18 protein-coding genes are annotated in these 18,591 nt (G+C 37.4%); 5 read left to right on the forward strand and 13 right to left on the reverse strand.

The genetic code is table 11. The features are described from left to right. Window positions 1–153: 153 nt before the first annotated feature. A complete protein-coding gene (locus tag L654_RS0102785; protein ID WP_024607209.1) occupies window positions 154–2,295 on the reverse strand; it encodes a winged helix family transcriptional regulator in 2,142 nt (713 codons plus the stop codon). A 282-nt stretch (window positions 2,296–2,577) separates the two neighbouring features. Here L654_RS0102785 and L654_RS0102790 point away from each other — a divergent pair, with 282 nt between their 5' ends. Together L654_RS0102790 and L654_RS0102795 are read left to right on the forward strand one after the other, a co-directional pair. After that, complete coding sequence (locus L654_RS0102790; RefSeq protein ID WP_024607210.1) at window positions 2,578–2,943, forward strand: hypothetical protein; 366 nt, start codon at window positions 2,578–2,580, stop codon at window positions 2,941–2,943. A gap of 36 nt (window positions 2,944–2,979) precedes the next feature. Continuing rightward, the gene (locus L654_RS0102795) at window positions 2,980–3,900 is read left to right on the forward strand and encodes a TraB/GumN family protein (RefSeq protein ID WP_024607211.1); all 921 of its coding nucleotides are present in this window, start codon (window positions 2,980–2,982) and stop codon (window positions 3,898–3,900) included. A 115-nt stretch (window positions 3,901–4,015) separates the two neighbouring features. Here L654_RS0102795 and trpS read toward each other — a convergent pair whose 3' ends face one another. The 3 genes from trpS to rpe are packed head-to-tail and all read right to left on the reverse strand — an operon-like array spanning window position 4,016 to window position 6,401. Beyond that, window positions 4,016–5,020 carry a tryptophan--tRNA ligase gene (trpS, locus tag L654_RS0102800; RefSeq protein ID WP_024589884.1) on the reverse strand — a complete coding sequence of 335 codons (1,005 nt, stop codon included), beginning with the start codon at window positions 5,018–5,020 and terminating at the stop codon, window positions 4,016–4,018. Window positions 5,021–5,052: 32 nt separating this feature from the next. After that, window positions 5,053–5,718 carry a phosphoglycolate phosphatase gene (locus tag L654_RS0102805; protein WP_024607212.1) on the reverse strand — a complete coding sequence of 222 codons (666 nt, stop codon included), beginning with the start codon at window positions 5,716–5,718 and terminating at the stop codon, window positions 5,053–5,055. After that, window positions 5,718–6,401, reverse strand: a complete 684-nt coding sequence (rpe, locus tag L654_RS0102810) for a ribulose-phosphate 3-epimerase (protein ID WP_024607213.1) — start codon at window positions 6,399–6,401, stop codon at window positions 5,718–5,720. The genes L654_RS0102805 and rpe overlap by 1 nt, the downstream gene beginning before the upstream one ends. Before the next feature lie 160 nt (window positions 6,402–6,561). Between rpe and L654_RS0102815 the strand changes: the two genes are divergently transcribed. Next, a complete protein-coding gene (locus tag L654_RS0102815) occupies window positions 6,562–6,864 on the forward strand; it encodes a hypothetical protein (RefSeq protein ID WP_007586287.1) in 303 nt (100 codons plus the stop codon). Window positions 6,865–6,867: 3 nt separating this feature from the next. Continuing rightward, complete coding sequence (locus L654_RS1000000127200; RefSeq protein WP_007586286.1) at window positions 6,868–7,053, forward strand: DUF2970 domain-containing protein; 186 nt, start codon at window positions 6,868–6,870, stop codon at window positions 7,051–7,053. On the opposite strand, the gene L654_RS0102820 is transcribed toward L654_RS1000000127200, so the two are convergent. The 9 genes from L654_RS0102820 to L654_RS0102860 form a co-directional block, all read right to left on the reverse strand. Further along, the gene (locus L654_RS0102820; RefSeq protein WP_007586285.1) at window positions 7,010–7,867 is read right to left on the reverse strand and encodes a Dam family site-specific DNA-(adenine-N6)-methyltransferase; all 858 of its coding nucleotides are present in this window, start codon (window positions 7,865–7,867) and stop codon (window positions 7,010–7,012) included. The two genes, L654_RS1000000127200 and L654_RS0102820, sit on opposite strands and share 44 nt — an antisense overlap. 53 nt (window positions 7,868–7,920) lie before the next feature. Further along, window positions 7,921–9,264 carry an AAA family ATPase gene (locus tag L654_RS0102825; RefSeq protein WP_024594435.1) on the reverse strand — a complete coding sequence of 448 codons (1,344 nt, stop codon included), beginning with the start codon at window positions 9,262–9,264 and terminating at the stop codon, window positions 7,921–7,923. Next, on the reverse strand, window positions 9,265–10,335 hold the full coding sequence (aroB, locus tag L654_RS0102830; protein WP_010553793.1) for a 3-dehydroquinate synthase: 1,071 nt from the start codon (window positions 10,333–10,335) through the stop codon (window positions 9,265–9,267). It lies immediately after the preceding gene. Between the two features lie 27 nt (window positions 10,336–10,362). Further along, window positions 10,363–10,881, reverse strand: coding sequence for a shikimate kinase AroK (aroK, locus tag L654_RS0102835; RefSeq protein ID WP_004589350.1), 519 nt, complete (start codon window positions 10,879–10,881; stop codon window positions 10,363–10,365). 184 nt (window positions 10,882–11,065) lie between these two features. After that, complete coding sequence (locus tag L654_RS0102840) at window positions 11,066–13,171, reverse strand: type IV pilus secretin PilQ family protein (protein WP_007586274.1); 2,106 nt, start codon at window positions 13,169–13,171, stop codon at window positions 11,066–11,068. Next, window positions 13,158–13,697: a pilus assembly protein PilP gene (locus L654_RS0102845; protein ID WP_024607214.1), complete on the reverse strand. Its 540-nt coding sequence runs from the start codon at window positions 13,695–13,697 to the stop codon at window positions 13,158–13,160. Before L654_RS0102845 ends, L654_RS0102840 begins: the two co-directional genes overlap by 14 nt. Then, on the reverse strand, window positions 13,694–14,299 hold the full coding sequence (locus L654_RS0102850) for a type 4a pilus biogenesis protein PilO (RefSeq protein WP_007586270.1): 606 nt from the start codon (window positions 14,297–14,299) through the stop codon (window positions 13,694–13,696). The genes L654_RS0102845 and L654_RS0102850 overlap by 4 nt, the downstream gene beginning before the upstream one ends. Continuing rightward, complete coding sequence (locus tag L654_RS0102855) at window positions 14,289–14,861, reverse strand: PilN domain-containing protein (protein WP_007586268.1); 573 nt, start codon at window positions 14,859–14,861, stop codon at window positions 14,289–14,291. Before L654_RS0102855 ends, L654_RS0102850 begins: the two co-directional genes overlap by 11 nt. Beyond that, complete coding sequence (locus tag L654_RS0102860; protein ID WP_024589891.1) at window positions 14,849–15,928, reverse strand: pilus assembly protein PilM; 1,080 nt, start codon at window positions 15,926–15,928, stop codon at window positions 14,849–14,851. Before L654_RS0102860 ends, L654_RS0102855 begins: the two co-directional genes overlap by 13 nt. A 130-nt stretch (window positions 15,929–16,058) precedes the next feature. Here L654_RS0102860 and L654_RS0102865 point away from each other — a divergent pair, with 130 nt between their 5' ends. After that, entirely contained in the window at window positions 16,059–18,551 is a 2,493-nt protein-coding gene (locus L654_RS0102865; RefSeq protein ID WP_024607215.1) for a PBP1A family penicillin-binding protein, read from the forward strand. Window positions 18,552–18,591: the final 40 nt, after the last annotated feature.

The following is an 18,591-nucleotide window of genomic DNA, read 5'->3' on the forward strand; positions in this document are numbered from 1 at the left end:
CAACTAAATAGCGAATTTTTTGCCTAGCTATCAACACGTTTTTCCATCCTCAAAATAGATCACTTAATTAAGCGAATTGGTATAACAATCGAAAATGTTATTAAAGAAAAACAACACACTGCTACAAACTTAATCTAAAAAGATAGACACGCCCTAGTCATTCCAGCTTATCTGTATTATTTGCATGTCTTTATATTTCGATTCTGTAAATAAAATCTGATTGTTATTACTAATAAAAAATGCGATGGGTTTAAAATCAACGTGCACATCTTTTACTGTTTTATCTTCTAAATTAAGCCTAGCAACTCTTGAAATAGCATCAGAGTAGTAAAGGTAATTACCATTAATGGCAAAAACTTGTGCTTGTCGCGCGTCTTTAGGCAATTCCCAACTCTGTTTATTTGATAATTTAATTAACTGATTATTAGTAATTGCATAATTAGTACCGTCAGCGCCTGAAATTAATTTGTTGGCTTTAACATCCTCTAATATAGTTGTGTCTCGCGTTAATAAATTAAACTGAGAAAATAGATTTTCTGAACCACGTCGCTCTAAATAAATTATACTTTCATTATCTTTAGACCATACATAGCTTAGTATTTTTCGCCCTTCAAACTCAGCTATGGTATAGAGCTTGTTCGACATAACGTCAAAAAATGCAATATCACTATTAACTCTTAATAAAACACGATCTTGCTTACTCGATACCCTTAGTCCGCCAATAGCAAAGGTAGATTTACCTTCATAAGTAAAGTTACTAAGTTGCTTTGTAAGTCCATTTTGAGATAACCACAACTGACTGCTACCAGAGCGCTCGGATACAAAAATATGCGCTGGCCCTTTCTCATTAATGACTTCTGCAATGATGTAGTCGTCTTCATCACTTTTGTAGAGTGCTTCATACTCAGGAGTATCGCTAAAAAGATTAGTCGCTTTAATTAACGAAAATGTTTGTGTTTTATTTGCTGAGTAAAAAAGGCTATTAGCAGATTGAACTGCAATATAATAAGGTGAAATTGCTGGGGTAACCGTTAGTGTGCGTTTAATAATATTATTTTCATCAAACACAATGGTTGAAAGATCAGAGTCTTCAAAAACAATCACGCCTTTATCGTCTGCAAGCCAATCAAACGCGAAGCTAATTATGCTTTTCTTTGCTTTAAATAACCGCTTGGTTTCATGGGTCTCAAAGTTGTAGCTAAATACAGAAAAAGGCTTACCCTTTTGACTAAGTACATATGCTATTTTACTACCAGAATGAGATAAGCGCGGCATGATTACGCCATACATGATGCCTGGTGGTGGGATCACTATGAATTCTTTTTTAAGTTCTAAATCATATTTATATAAACCTGAACCCTCATGCTCATTTTTATATTCGGTGTAATAAATATGCTCACCACTTTCGTCTACTTGCGCATAACCTGTGTATCTAAGGTCGCACTTTTTAATTAATGTAGCCTTTCCTATAACAGGAAACTGGCTTAAATCAACCAGTACCATTTCACACTTTTGCTGCTTTAAGTTTGTCGCTTGTAACAACACAGAGTGCTGATTTAACTGCCACGATAAAATGGATACTTGAAAGCCAGGATAGGTAATTTCAACTTCCCTTTGATCAGATAGTCGCTTTACAAATGCATGCATTACGTCATTTTCAGGTTCAACATTTGTATAAGCTAAATATTGTTTATCTGAGGACATCTCAGGATGAACCTCACTGCCTATATTCCACGTGCTTGCTACCTTATTAACCGTGATCTGTTTAATCTTTTCGCTAGAAGGTGCATTAATAAAAAACAACCCAAACCATACTAAAAAGCACAGGCAAATAATGGCGAATAAAGAATAAATCAAAAACTTTTTACTATTCGTTCTTTGAACTGGTTGCGAAATAGTTGCAGTAGCTATCTCTTCATTTTTGGCAGAAATACCCGGTGAGTCAGGCAAAATGTTTGCAGGCTCTTTCGAAACGTTTGCTTGCGTTAAACGCTCAGGTATTACTGTTAGGCTATATCCTTTACGGTAATGCGTTTTTAAAAGCGGCGCTTTTTCAATTGGGTGGGCAAGTTGCTTTCTTAACTCTGATATTGCACGGTTAATCGCATTATCGTCAACAAAGCTTTGTTGCCACACACTCTCAATAAGCTCTTGGCGGGAAACGATTTGTTGAGGCTTATCTATAAAGTGGAGTAATAACTTTACTAAAAGTGGATCTAATTCCCTTTCTAAATGGTTTGAAGTAATCACACAGCGATTACTAATAAATTGCCAAGGTCCGATTTGATAATTCATAGTCTTTACGTATTTTTATTTTTATAAACCGTATCACATCTACACTTTATTTTATAGAAAAAGCATTTTAAACCTTATATTAGCATTATAAGGTTTAAAGCTAACACACTAAATTTAAACAATTATTTAGCTTTAAAACCTTATCTATTAATTGCTCATAACTAGATAAGCGACTCTTAATAAATTCAGCGATATTCTTTAAACCGTCATCAACAAGCAGCTTAGTAAAAAATCATTTGTGATTCTAAATTGGCTGCAGCAAAAAATATAAAAGGTTTAATTATGAACAGCACAATGAAAAAAGTACTACCGGCTTTACTACTAGCAACTGCTTTTAATACTACTTCAGTTGTTGCAGCTGACACTAAACAAAACACCGTTCAAAATAATTTTGAGAAATGCATGATTGGTGAAAGCATAAAGGCAATTAACCCTGTTAATCAAAAACTACAAAAAACAAACAAAATAGACGCTTCTGAGTCTTTAAAAAGTAATGTTGATAAGCAAACGTTACTTTCTTCAATAGATGAAAAAATTTCAGCTGAGCTTGACTCTTCAATGAGCAAAATAAACTCGCAAATTGATAAAAATCTTTCAAAGGTAACATCGTCAATCACTGCATATTTCAGCAATGTGTTATCGAACTAAAAACAATAAAATTAAAAGTTATATTAAGGAATTATCATGAAAAAATTCACAAAAAAATTAGTATCTGCCAGCGTATTACTTAGTTGCAGCCTTTTAGCAAATACAGCACAGGCTCAAAGCTCTGTATGGCAAGTAAGTAATGGCAATGACTCACTATTTATTGGCGGTACAGTTCACATACTACCTAAAGCTGAAATGCCACTACCCGCTGAGTTTAACCATGCTTATGAACAAGCAGATACAATTATTTTAGAAGCACCGTTACCTGACCCAGCCGACACCAATGCACAAATGCAAATGTTAGGTGCGCTATCGTATACAAATAACGAAACGTTAAGTCAAAAGCTAGAACCCGAGATTAAGGCTTTACTTGAAAATAAGCTTAGCGAGTTTGGCGCTAACCTAGCTAAGTTAGATGGTTTTCGCCCTGCTATGGTTAGTATTGTCTTAATGTCGATGGAGCTTCAAAAGCAAAATTTAATGGGTGAAGGGGTTGATGCTTACTTTACTAAAAAAGCGACTGAAGATAACAAAACAAAAAATTACTTAGAAACAATCGAATTTCAGTTAGAGCTTTTTAAAACAATGGGTCAAGGCAACGAGAACGATTTCATTAAACGTAACTTAGCCGAGCTTCACAACTATGGCGATATGTTTAAAGAACTTTTAGCTGCCTGGCGCAAAGGTGATACAGACACACTGAATAAAGTAGCACTTGAAGATATGCAGCAAAATGATCCGAATAGTTATAAACAACTCATTACAGATAGAAATAATGATTGGTTACCAAAAGTAGAAGCCATGTTTAACAACGACAAAAATGAGTTTGTACTTGTTGGAGTTGGCCACCTTGCAGGACAAGATAGTTTACTTACCTTACTTGAAAACAAAGGCTACAGCGTTTCTTTAGTCAGTGTTGATAGCACGGCAGATATAACAGTAAGAGGCGCTGAATAATGGATAAAACAGATAAACTAGCGATATCGCTACTGTTTCTATTTGGGTCTATCATGTTGATATGTGCTATATAAAAAATGCCGCTAACAAGCGGCATTTTTTTATTTTAATAAACTTACCCGCGAGGAATAAAACCAAGCGCATCGTATACCGATTTCAATGTTTTCTCAGCACGTACACTTGCTTTTTCAGCACCTGATTTCATTATGCTATTAAGTAGGTTTTGATCTTCTCTGATCTCTTTAAAGCGAGCTTGAATTGGCTCAATCATGTTTACAACTGCATCTGCTGTATCTTTCTTTAAATGGCCATACATTTTATCTTCATACTCAGGAACTAGGTCTTCTATTGAGCGCTTAGTTGCAACACTCAATAAAGTAAGCAAGTTTGATACGCCAGGCTTTTCTGTGCGATCAAAATAAATACGTGCTTGTTCATCTGAATCTGTTACTGCTTTTTTAAGCTTTTTCACAATTTGTTTAGGCTCATCTAATAACATGATGTAACCATTTGGGTTTTCGTCAGACTTTGACATCTTTTTAAGTGGATCTTGTAGGCTCATTACGCGTGCACCAAACTCAGGAATGTACGGCTCTGGTAATTTAAATACGTCGCCGTATAAATTATTAAAGCGTGTTGCTATATCGCGAGTAAGCTCTAAGTGTTGCTTTTGATCTTCACCAACGGGTACTTGATCAGCTTGGTATAATAAAATATCCGCAGCTTGCAATACCGGATATGAAAATAAGCCCACGTTTACGTTATTTGCATGCTTAGATGACTTGTCTTTAAACTGAGTCATTCGATTAAGCTCACCCATTTGCGCGTAACAATTTAATACCCACGCTAACTGTGCGTGTTCAGGTACTTGTGATTGTACAAATAACGCAGATTTTTCAGGATCAATGCCACATGCCGCGTAAAGAGCAATACCATCCAACACTCGAGAGCGCAGTAATTCAGGCTCTTGGCGAACCGTAATAGCGTGTAAGTCTACTAACATAAAGAAACTTTCGTGGTCTTCCTGTAACTTTAGCCACTGGTTAATAGCGCCAACATAGTTGCCTATTGTCATACCACCGGTTGGCTGAATGCCGCTTAAAACTACTGGTTTACTCATGATTTTCCTTTATTTTGCTTAATTAATAATATTTAACGCTGCGTTAGAACAGGTATTATATCTAAGAAGTGATCGCATAGGTACTGTGGATTATAATCCTTAAGATTTTCACCTTGGTTATAGCCGTAACTAAGTGCGATTACGTCTATATTAGCGGCTTTAGCTGCAAGTATATCGCTTTTAGAATCACCTATCATTATCGCTTTACTAGGTTCAACATTTAGCTTTTTACAGGCAAATAGTAAAGGCTCTGGCGATGGTTTTTTTGCCATGTCGTCACCACATACAATCACATCAAAATGGCTCGCTAGTGCTAGTTTATCAAGCAACTTCTCTGTAAACACACGAGACTTATTAGTGATTAATGCTTTGGGCATACCACGAAGTGCTGCAAGCCCAGTTTCTACATGTTGATACAACACACTATATTCACCCACATGTTGCTCATAATGTTTATAAAACTGCGTAATAGCTTTGCTGCTGAGTGATTCATCTAAATGCTCACTCACTTGCATATCGCCACTCAAGGCACGTTTAACTAGCACTTCAACACCATTACCTACCCAGCTTTCAACCAAACGTTGACTTACTATCGGGAATGCTAAGTCAGTTAATGTGAGATTTATGGCTATGTATAAATCGTAAATGCTATCAACCAAGGTACCATCTAAATCAAATAAGGCGATATCGTACTTCATTATTTTACACTTCCAAGCTGTTTACGCATTTGATCAATCACAACTTTGTAATCTGGCTGATTAAAAATAGCTGAGCCTGCAACAAACATATCTGCACCCGCTTGAGCCGCTGCTGCAATGTTATCGACTTTAATACCACCATCAACCTCTAAGCGAATATCTCGACCTGATTCAATAATACGCTGTTTTGCTTGGCGTAATTTTTCAAGCGTATGAGGGATAAAACTTTGCCCGCCAAAACCCGGATTAACCGACATAAGTAAAATGGTATCGAGCTTATCAATAACATGATCTAAATAACTTAGACTTGTTGCAGGGTTAAACACTAAGCCTGCTTTACAGCCGTGATCTTTAATTAGCTGTATTGTTCGATCGACGTGCTCGCTAGCTTCTGGATGAAAAGTAATAATTGATGCCCCAGCCTCTGCAAACAGTGGAATAAGGCTATCTACAGGCTTAACCATTAAATGCACGTCGATAGGCGCTGTTACGCCGTAATCTCTAAGTGCTTTACACACCATTGGGCCAATTGTTAGATTAGGTACATAGTGATTATCCATTACATCAAAATGAACCACATCTGCTCCCGCAGCGAGTACTTTATCAACATCTTCACCTAACTTTGCAAAGTCAGCAGACAAAATAGAAGGGGCAATTAAATATTTTTGCTCTGGGTTAAACATGATTAACTCCATCAATAAATAGTGTATTGCGTTAATGTAACTTAATTGAAGATGTTACCCAAGTAATATGGCGTAATAGCCCCTTTATCAGGTAACTTTAAGTTTGATATTTAACCAATATTTGCTATGATTAAAAAAAAACAAATTATTGGATTTTACTATGCGTGCATTTAAAACTGGGATATTAATTGCGTCGGCATTACTGCTTATCGGGGCGTTTAGCTTTGATTCAAGCTCTGAGCAAGAATTAAGCTCAGTGGGTAATTGTCATAATACACAAGTGGTAAGTGCTCAAAACACATTAACTACAATCACGTGTATTAAAGCTGAAGAAGAGTCATCGTGGTTTTCGTGGTTAACTGGCGATAGCCGTAGTGCTCAGTTTCATTACCTCGATTTACTAGAGCTACTTACTAGCTCTGATGATTCTAAAAACACTCCATCTTTAAAACCTTTATTTTAAATAATGCTGCAATTTTTTAGTGCGTTGCAAAGTGTGCTAGCAGCATTTTTTGGTGTTCAATCTGAAAATAAACGCCAAGTCGATTTTAAACAACACTCTCCTGTCTCTATCATCCTAATTGCGGTTGTACTATTTATTGCTTTTGTTATCGCAATTTACGCTGTGGTTGCTTGGGTGCTAAATACATAGCCATCAACTCGTCAACTTTATTTCTAGAGCCACCTTTGGGGCTAATAGTGCGCTTTACTTGAATTTGGTCAAGTGATGCTTGGCTATAAATTTTTCGAGTCCATACGGTATCGTGATTAGAGATAAGCACTGGTGTATCATTTTCAAAGGCAGCCTTCTCAGCCAGATTAGCCAAATTAGCCTGATCATCTAAATTAAACCCCCCTTTAGCGTAAGACGTAAAAGAAGCGGTTTTACTTAATGGTACATAAGGTGGGTCGCAATAAATAACTGCATTGTTAGGCACTAACTTAAAAACATCATCGTAATCTAAACAGGTAAAGGTTGCTTTTTGTGCTTTTTCAGCAAAAAAATACATTTCTTTTTCAGGAAAGTAAGGCTTTTTATATTTACCAAAAGGCACATTAAAAATACCTTTTAAATTATACCTACAGAGTCCGTTGTAACCATGGCGGTTCATGTATAAAAACAATATTGAACGTTCATATACATCACGACTTTGATTAAACTGCACACGATATTCGTAATAAGCATCTGCGTGATTATTCAAATCTACAAATAACTTTTTAGCGTCACTAATCAGCTCATCTGGAGAGCTTTTTAGCTCTTTGTATAAGTTAATTAAGTCTGCATTTATATCGTTGAGAATATAGTGTTTAAAGTCACTATTTAAAAACACAGAGCCTGCACCAACAAAAGGTTCAACCAACGTATCAGCATGCTTGCTAGCTTGGTTTAATCGCGCATTAATATTTTCAACTAGGCTGTATTTTCCGCCGGCCCATTTAAGGAAGGCTCTACTCTTTTGCTGCATTGGCTCTTTACTTCAATCTGGTGTTGCGCGATTTTACACTAAAGCAGTGTGTTTTACTGATCAACGAGTGCTATTTCTTGCTTTATTTTACTAATTTTTTTATAGAAAGGTTTATTTTTTCTAACCTCAGCAGATAAAGTATCCATTGCTGATTTTGCTTCGTTTATACTTTCAAAACTGCCAAATGTAACAACCCACCATATTTTATTATTTCGCTTTGTTTGGTAAGTATGAGTTTGCTGCTGTAGATTAAATTGAGCAATAAAATTATCGCTAACTTCCTGCTGAGTTACGGCTAATAATTGAATAACACTATTTGTATCTATTTGCTGCATGTACCATATATTATCTTGGCTGATCTGAGTTTGCTCTGCTGTATTTACTTTTAGAGCTTCAGATTTAACGTCACTTGATACACTGCTTTTATTATTAGTACTATCATCAACATCATTGTCTAATACGTTAACTGTGTTGCCAGGTTCGGTAAGGCTTTGCATTATGGCAGGCACATCATTAATGTGTACACGCTCTGCCTTAATATCTGGCTCAACTACTTCAAGTTCATTTAAGTTAATTATTGAGTCATTTTTCTTTATAGCCGGCTCACTTACTTGCTCTATAGATATTGCTGTATTTACTACTTGTGTTTCTTCTTGCTGATAATACTGTTGCCACCACTGCGTCATATCCGACTTATAAAGCAGACCAATAATTAAAAGCATAATCAGCAACATCAAAATCAATAAGTGTAATCGCCAAGACACTTTGTCTTTAACAATAATATCGGCTATGTGCTCACTAGGTTGCCAAGCAAGCAATAAGCTGGGATTACCGTGAGCCTCAGCTAAAAAAGTACTAAATACAGGGTCTTCATCATAGGGTAAGTCTGTAAAGTACCACTGCAATAACATCTTGCTTTCTCGAAGCGTTAGCGGCTCCAGATAAATTTCAACAGCGTTATTTAAAGCCAGTTTAGACTGTGAAGCTATTATAATATATAGCGTATTTGGGCTGTTTTTAGAAAGTAACTCAAGCTCAATTAACATCTCATCAGATAATTGCCTACCGCCATCAAGTACCCATAAACATGGCCCGCATGGTTGCTGCTGCAGTAATTGGTAATAGTTTTCAGGTAAACTTAAGTTATGATCAATCAGGGGAGAGTTAAAGCTTTGCTCTAATAACTCACTCATTAGCTGAGCATCAGTCATTTGCGCACTTACTTGCACGAAGGCTTTATTAAAGTCGTTGTATTTATCTGTAATGAAGGTTTCGAGCATATAACTTTTACCTAGCCCAGAAGTGCCAAGTAAAACAATTAAATTTTGCCCGTACTCAAATTGCAGTGCGATTCTATCCACCAAAGCCGCACGGCTTGGTAAAATTTGTGACTGCATTTACTGCTCGATTAAGTCTCTAACTTGATCATCAGATACATTATCAACTAATGCACACTGGCCAAATTGGGTAGGTAGAATAAAGCGGATAGTGCCTTTTTTATTCTTTTTGTCTTTACGCATATGCGTTAAAAACTGCTCGCTAGTCATTTGCTTTGGAATTTCTGTTGGTAAATTATATAGCTCAAGCAGCTTAATAATTCGATCAACTTCATCTGCGCTTAAATCTTGGCGTGTCTTGGCAAGTTTAGCTGCTAATACCATTCCTGTTGCAACAGCTTCGCCGTGTAACCAAACGCCATAACCCATCTGTGCCTCAATTGCATGGGCAAATGTATGGCCTAAGTTTAACAAAGCCCGTAAGCCATGTTCTTTTTCATCTTGAGCAACTATAAGCGCTTTTATTTCACAACATCTAAAAATGATATGCTGTAAGCATGCTTCATCTAGTTGCTGTAAATTAGTCACATTTCGCTCTAAATAGGCAAATAATTCGGTATCGTAAATTAGACCATACTTAATTACCTCAGCCATGCCTGCTGCAAACTCTCGTGCAGGTAGAGTATGTAATGTTTGCGTATCAATAAAAACCGCTTGAGGCTGATAAAATGCCCCTATCATATTTTTACCTAACGGATGATTTACTGCCGTTTTTCCACCTACCGATGAATCAACCTGTGAAAGCACTGTCGTTGGTATTTGAATAAACGGTACGCCGCGCTGATAACAAGCCGCTACAAAACCAGTTAGGTCACCTACAACACCGCCACCTAACGCAATTAAACACGTATCTCGGCCACAGTTATTTTGTAGTAAAAATGCTGATATTTTTTCAAACCATTCTAGTGATTTATATTGCTCACCGTCAGGAATAATAAAAGATAGCGGATTTAGATCAGCTAATGAATCAAGTAACCTTTGCAAATATAAAGGCGCTATTGTGTCATTAGTAATGATGATAGGCCGACAATCACCAATGTGGTGAACCAGGCGGCCATTATCTTGAAGTGCAGATTGCCCAATATAAATAGGATAACTTCGCTCGTCCAAATTAACAGTTAATTTAAGCATGCTTGGCTATTCCTTTATTATTGGTTTTTAAAAATCTAATTTCTCGATGATTTGGTTAGCAACAACTTTAGCGCTTTGCTCATCGGTACGTACAACAAAATCAGCAACTTCTTTGTATAGTGGCTCGCGTTCTTCTGCTAAGCGCTCTAGTACGTTACGAGGTGCTTCTTCAGTTTGCAGTAATGGGCGACGCTTGTCGCGTTGCGTGCGTGCAACTTGCTTCTCTATAGGTGTCTCTAGGTATACAACGATACCTCGAGCCGAAAGCTTGTTTCGAACTTCTTTGCTCATTACTGAACCACCACCGGTAGCAAGTACAATACCTTGCATCTCGGTTAAATCGCCAATAACAGACTCTTCTCGAAGTCTAAAGCCTTCTTCACCTTCAAGATCGAATACCCATGCAATATCTGCACCTGTGCGGCGTTCGATTTCTTGATCAGAATCAACAAATTCAAGGTGTAATTGGTCAGCGATGTGACGACCAATCGTGCTTTTGCCAGCCCCCATGGGGCCAACTAGAAATATATTACGTTTCTCAGCCATATCTTTTAGTACAAACAAACTCTAAAATTTGAAATAAAACCCCGCCTAACGACCTGGCCCCAAAATTAAGGAGGGGATTATCTCAGTAATTGCGGGGGTATTTCAAGTCAATTAGCATAAAAAGCCATATAACGAGCAATTAATCTAAATAATCACCCATTGGTTAACATAAAACCACTGTATTTTAATCAATTTGTATTTTTGGTGTCACAAAAATAAGTAATTCACGCTTTTCATTAAACTCACTTGTGGTTTTAAATAGTCTTCCTACGTAAGGAATGTCACCTAAAATTGGCACTTTACTCGTAGTATTAATGATCTGCTGCTGGAAAATACCACCGAGTACTACGGTTTGTCCATTCTCAACTAACACTTGAGTTTGAATCTCTTGGGTATCAATAGACACTGCTTCACCTGTTCCCGTTTGTACAGTATCACCACGAGTATCTTGAGTAATAATTAAGTCTAGAATTACTTTATTATCAGGTGTAATATGAGGTGTCACTTCTAAGCTTAGTACCGCTTTTTTAAAGCTTACAGTAGTAGCACCACTTGAAGCTGACTCAGTGTAAGGGATTTCAGTACCTTGCTCTATTCGCGCTTTTTGCTGATTAGCCGCTATAATACGCGGACTAGCAATAATTTCGCCTTTATTCTCTTCTTCAAGAGCACTTAGCTCTAAATCAATTAATGTACCGTTAGCCAACTTTGCTATGTGCAAACCAATACTGGCCGCAGGATTAGAAATTGGTAAATTTACATTTAATCGATCTGAAATACTTGGCGCATTTGAAGTTGATGTCGCGTTATAAATACCTTCTGCGCCTTCAAGGGAGCCAGAAATACCAACACTACTGCCTTGATCACTAAACCCCCAGCGTACGCCTAAGTCTTCAGTAACGTTATCGCGCACAGTTACCATTCGAGATTCGATTACAACCTGCTGTACCGGAATATCGAGTGTTTCTATCATCCGGCGAATGTTTTCTATACTCTTTACAGTATCTTTTACCAATAAAGTATTTGTACGCTGATCAACCGATACACTACCACGGGCAGTTATAATACTGTTCCTATCTGTTTTTAATAAGTCAGCAAAATTTTCGGCTTTAGCATAGTTTAATCGAATGTATTCACTATAGAGTGGTTCTAAGTCTTCAACTTGCTGTTTAGCTTTTAAATCTTTAGCTTCACGTGCCGCAAGCTCCTCTGCAGGCGCTACCATTAAAATAGAGCCATCCATCCGTTTGTCTAGCCCTTTAATACGCAATACTACGTCAAGCGCTTGATCCCACGGTACGCCATCTAAGCGCAGTGTTATATTACCTGTCACTGAATCACTGGTTACTAAGTTAAAATCGTTATAACCCGCAATAATTTGTAGTGCTGCTCGCACAGAGATATCTTGAAAATTTAAGGTCATAGGGCGACCTTGATACTCAACGCCACCATCTAAATAGGCGTTTTGCGTTTCATCTTTTTCTACCGTCAGCGTTAAAATATTATCTATTTGCTGGTACGTAAATGTAAACTGAGCGTTTGGCTCAATAACGACACGACTTAATCCGTCTTCTTTAAAAGTCTCGATATTACTTACAACAGTACCAAAATCTAATACATCTAATTCATAAAGTAGGTCATCTAAAATATCGGTGTGATGAAAGTCAGCGTAAATTTTACCGCCACTTTCATGGACTTCAATTGCAGCTTGAGTGTCTTGTAAAAATACGAGTACTTTCGCTTCGCCCTTTTCACCACGTCTAAAATCAATTGATTGGATACGGTTGATGTAATTTCCACTTACGTCACCTGAGTCCATCGCTACATCTTCATTTTCAGATTCTGTAAGAGGATTATCAGACACGCGTATTGATACTAAGTTGTTATGAACTTCAGTTTCATAAATTTTTAATCTATCTAAGTTTACCGTTACCTTTAAACCACTGTTAGTTAAAACATTAGTAACACTGCTAATTCCAGCTTGATTAACTTCAACATCATTTAAACCAACCTCTAACTCTGCGGTATCAAAAAACATTTCGATTCGGGCTGGGCTATTAAACACCTGAACTTTTGGCTCAAGCGTTAACTCTTCATCAAAAACTAGCTGTAACTCAGTTTCGCCTTTAAGTAATGGATTATAACGAACATCATAAAGTAACGGCCCTGCAACGGCTGAATTTACAGTGACTAAAGCAACAGCAGCCAGTAATGTTTGTGAAATACGATGAAGCCAAAGTACATCCTTATGCATGCTATTTTTACCTTTTTTATTATTAATTTGCGCCATCTGTTGCCGCCTCTAACATTTCTAATTTAGTCAAGCGCTCTTTCCAACAGCCAGACCCATCAGGGATTAATTCCACTAACTCTATATAGTCGTTACTTACTGTTTTTACTTTGCCATCATAACTACCAAGGTAATTCCCTACCGTTACACGATGCAAAGTAGCGTCAGTTGCTGTTATTAATGCCCATATTTGTCCACTAGAACCAATTGTGCCTTTCATTGCTAAGTTATCTAGCGGGTATTTTTCTAACGGTTCGCGGCGACGCTCTTGATCTGGGTGCAAACAGTTTTTTACTTGCGTTAATTTATTTTGAATTATCTCAGGCTGAGGCGCTACAAACGGGCTACGTAGCTGACCAGCACTGTACTCAAATATTTCAAACTTTGTCAGCTCAGGAATTGATTCAACCTTTGGTGTTGTGCTTGCTTTTACTTGATCAATAAATTCTTTTTGCTCAGACGTATCATCATTACAACCACTCAAAACAAACACCATTACTACAGGTACTACGCGAAGGAGCTTCATTTTTTAACCCCTTCTTCATAACGATATGTTTTTGCAACAACACTAAATGTTAACTGTTTATCGCCCGATGATAAAATAGAAAAGTCATGTAAGCTTACAATTCGTGGTAACTGAGCTACTTTACCCACAAACTCACCAAATTCATGGTAGGTCCCTATCACTTCTATTTTAATCGGTAATTCAGTATAAAATTCTTTCTCGACTTCTGGTAACCAACCTATTTTTAAAAAAGTCAGACCACTTGTTGTGCCAACATACGACAAATCATCAAGTAAACCAGGGGTTTCGTTAGAGGTAGGTAAACGTTTTAATAATTGTGAAAACTTATCTTCCATTTCAATCATTTGTTGACGGTAGATCTCAAGCTTACTCGCGACTGCGTATTTAGTACGATAAGTTGTGCGTAACTCGACCTCTTTCGCAACTGCACTGTGGTAACTATCAATTTCATCAGAAACTAATAGGCTATAACTAAAAAACAATACAAGTCCGGCAACAAACGTACAGCAAATTGCTTTAACTGCAATAGGCCAATCGCCAATGTTATCAAGCTCTATTTCATTCCAATCAATTTCACTCAGTGCTTTAAAATCAAGGCTCATCGCTAACCTCACCAATTTTATCAAATGGTTTTACATAAAATTCCATATTAAAATCACTAAGTAAACGCGAAGATTGATCGCCTGCAACAATGCCTTGCATTGAAGGATTCTCTAGTAAATATGAGCTTTGTACTTGGCGCAGCATAGTTGATAAACGGTTATTAGATTCACTGCGTCCCAATACATGTATTTGGCTGCCTCTGCGCTCGAGTTTTGTTAAATAAACCCCACCCGGTACTATTTTGGCAACTTCATCCATTATTTGCGTACCCAAATTACGGCTGCTTTGTAATTCTTCAATGAGTCTCATACGCTGTTGTAAGTTTTCTTTTCTTTTATCTAAACTTCTAATTTCACTTATTTTTTTATCTAGCATGCTAATTTCTGAGCTTAAATAGTTATTCTTTAAGTTTTGACCGTCTTTTAATGCACTATAAAAAGAGCTTAATAAGTACATACTCGCAAAACAAAGTATAACGACACCAATAAGTATAGTTACAAATTTCTTTTTCGATTCTTCGCGCTGCGATTCACGCCAAGGAAGTAGATTTATATGTGGCATGTTGAAAAGCTCCTTAATGCCAACCCTGTCGCAATTGCAAACTGCGTTTTGTGACGCTGCATTACATTACGATCTACTTTTGGAGAAATTTCCATATTTTCAAAAGGCTCAGCAACGACAGAGTGAATACCTAGTTCTTCAATGAGTAATCGGTCAATACCTTTAATCATCGATGTACCACCTGTTAATACAATATAGTCGATTTGCTCTTTGCCACTGGTTGTTAAAAACATTTGCACCGCGCGTCGCACTTGTTGAAGTAACGAAGTTTGAAAGGGGGCTAATACTTCAAATGTGTAGTTTGGCGGTAAATCACCTGATGTTTTACCAATTTCAGCTTCATCAAATCCTTTATTATAATAAGCAACAATACTATTTGTATATTGGTCGCCACCAAAAACTTGGTCACGTGTATAAATTGTTTCCCCAGCTTGAACAACGCTCACGAGCATTAAAACCGCACCAATATCAACCACAGCCACACATTTATTAAATGCGTCGCTAGGTAATTGTTGGTAATACACATCCATTGCACGACTTAATGCATAGCTTTCTACATCAACTATTTTAGCTTCTAAATTTGCAGCTTCTAAAGCGCCAACTCGCGCTTCTACACTCTCAGTACGAGCAGCTGAAAGCAAAACATTCATTTTACTAGGATCGGCCTCATTCGTCGAAAGCTTCTCAAAGTCGAGGCTCACTTCATCAAGAGGATATGGAATTAAACTATCGGCTTCAATTTCAATTTGCGACTCAAGTTCAGCATCAGTTAACGATACATCCATGAAGATCACTTTTGTAATGACTGTTTGGCCAGAAACAGCCACTGCTGCAGATTTTAACGACTTTGGTAATTTTTTTCTTAATTTTGTAATTACGTTACCAATCGCTTCAATATCTTGAATTGTGCGCTCACTCATTGCGCCTTTTGGCATCGGCTCAATTGCAAGTGCTTCGAGTCGAAATCCAGTTTCAATTTCACGTAAAAGCACAGCCTTAATAGAGTGTGATCCAATATCAATTCCTACCATCATTTGGGACGGTTTTTGAAATAGTTGACTTAGCATGTTTCAACTTGGCCTTTGTTTTAATAATAAACAAGTTATAATTTTTATATGAAAAAATATTATTCATTTTTTAATCAATATATACTAGCAGTCAAAACTCGCAATTGGGAGTCCATTTAGGGAAATATAAGTGATTTTATTAAAACGAACTTTACAATTTTTTATCATTTGTGTGTTAATTGGTCTGATTACTTTGATCAGTCTTTATTACTACGTTAAACCTGATATCCCCAGTGTGCAAGTTTTAAAAGACGTGCAATTACAAACTCCTATGCAAGTATTCACTAAAGATGGGCTTTTAATCAATCAATTTGGTGAAAAACGTCGTATTCCAGTGACTATTGATGAAATTCCTCAAACACTCATTAATGCATTTTTAGCGACAGAAGATAATCGATTTTACGATCATATAGGCATAGACCCTATTGGTATAGTACGTTCGGCTGTTGTTCTTATATCTACTGGCGAGAAAAAACAAGGTGCAAGTACTATTACTATGCAGCTTGCTCGTAATTTCTTTTTAACACGCGAAAAAGCATATATTCGTAAAGTTAAAGAAATATTTATAGCGCTTCATATTGAAGGAGTGTTAACAAAAGACGAAATTTTAGAGCTTTACCTTAATAAAATAGAATTAGGTAATCGTGCTTTCGGTATTGGTGCAGCAGCGCAAGTTTATTACGGTAAAGAGCTAAAAGATTTAACACTTGCACAAATGGCGATGATTGCAGGTTTACCTAAAGCACCTTCAGCTTTAAACCCAATTCGTAACCCAACGCGTGCAAAAGCACGCCGAAATGTAGTTTTAGGCCGTTTACTGACCGAAGACTATATAACACAAGAGCAATATAACGAAGCAACTAGCCAACCTATTACAGCTTATTTTCACGGTGCAGAAATAAACTTATACGCACCGTATATCTCTGAAATGGTGCGCGCTGAAATGGTTTCGCGCTATGGGGTAGATAAAGCCTACAACTCTGGTTTTAAAATTTTTACCTCAGTAGAGTCAAAGGTTCAAAAAGCAGCGCAAAACGCACTTGTAAATAACTTACACAGTTACGATATGCGTCATGGTTTTAGAGGTCCAACTGATGTTTTATGGAATCCTGAAACACAACCAGCTTTAACTGAGCAACAAATACTCAATAAATTACAGAGCGTAAATGAGTTAGGCACTTTAAAAGTTGCAGCAGTACTCAGTGTTAATAATAAAACAGCTACAGTACTACTTAAAAACGGTGAGCAAACAACCCTCACTTGGGATAGCTTAAAATGGGCGCGTAAGTATATTACTCGCTACCGCCAAAGCTTTGCTCCAAAAGCAGCTACTGATATTTTAACGCCAGGTATGCAAATATGGGTACGTCAAAACGAAGATAACAACTACTTATTAAGCCAAATACCAGAAGCATCAAGCGCTATTGTATCCCTCGATCCACAAGACGGTAGAATAAAAGCTATTGTAGGGGGTTACAGCTTTGAGCAAAGTCAATACAACCGAGCGATACAAGCTAAGCGTCAAGTGGGTTCTAATATAAAACCTTTTATATATTCAGCAGCACTTGAAAAAGGTTATACGCTTGCGTCTATATTAAATGATGCACCTATAAACCAATGGGATAAGAGCCAAGGCGTAGCATGGCGTCCTAAAAACAGCCCTGCTGTTTACAACGGTCCTATTCGAATTCGCCGTGCTTTAGCACAGTCTAAAAACGTTATTTCGGTGCGCTTACTACGTGGTGTTGGATTGCAACGTACAGCTGATCACTTACTAAAATTTGGTTTTAAAGACGCTGACATTAATCGCAGTGAATCATTAGCACTTGGTAGTGCTTCCATTACTCCTCTTGAACTTGCAAGAGGCATGAGTACATTTGCCAACGGTGGTCACTTAATTGAACCTTACTTTATCTCAGAAATTCAAGATGCTTACGGCAATGTATTGTTTAAAGCAAACCCTGCTCTTGCCTGTGACGAAGAGCCTTTGCCAACACACAATGTACTCTCGATGCATAATAGTGATGATGAAATGGAGCAAACGAAAAAATGTGCGCCGAGAATTATTTCTAAGCAAAATGCATTTTTAATTGCTGATGCTATGAATAGTGCAATTTGGGGGGGTGGTAGCTGGGCTCATAAAACAGGTTGGAGTGGAACCGGTTGGCGAGCACAAGCGCTAGATCGTCGCGATATTTCAGGTAAAACAGGCACAACTAATGACTCAGTAGATACCTGGTTTAGCGGTTTTAATAGTAATGTGATGACCTCAGTTTGGGTTGGCTTTGATAATCCGGGCAACGCTCTTGGTCGCTCTACATATAATAACAACCTAGATAGCAGCCAAATATCAGGTGCGGAATCTGGCGCTAAAACCGCGCAGCCAGCATGGGTTGAATTTATGAAAGCGGCACTTGAAGGCAAGCCTGAAGCCCCAATTGAGCCGCCTGAGGGACTTGTTTCTATTCGTATTGATTTAGCTACAGGCTTACTTAGCCATAAAAATGACTACACAAGTCGATTTGAATATTTTGAAAAAGGCACCGCACCTACAAAGTATGTGCTATCTCAGCCTAACGATATATTTGAAGAAGACACTAAAACAGAAGAAGAGCTATTTTAGTAATATGTATGTAATACAAAAACGGCAGCTTATTTAAGCT

The sequence above is a fragment of the Pseudoalteromonas sp. TAB23 genome, from assembly GCF_000498075.1.
Classification (GTDB): Bacteria; Pseudomonadota; Gammaproteobacteria; order Enterobacterales; family Alteromonadaceae; genus Pseudoalteromonas; species Pseudoalteromonas arctica.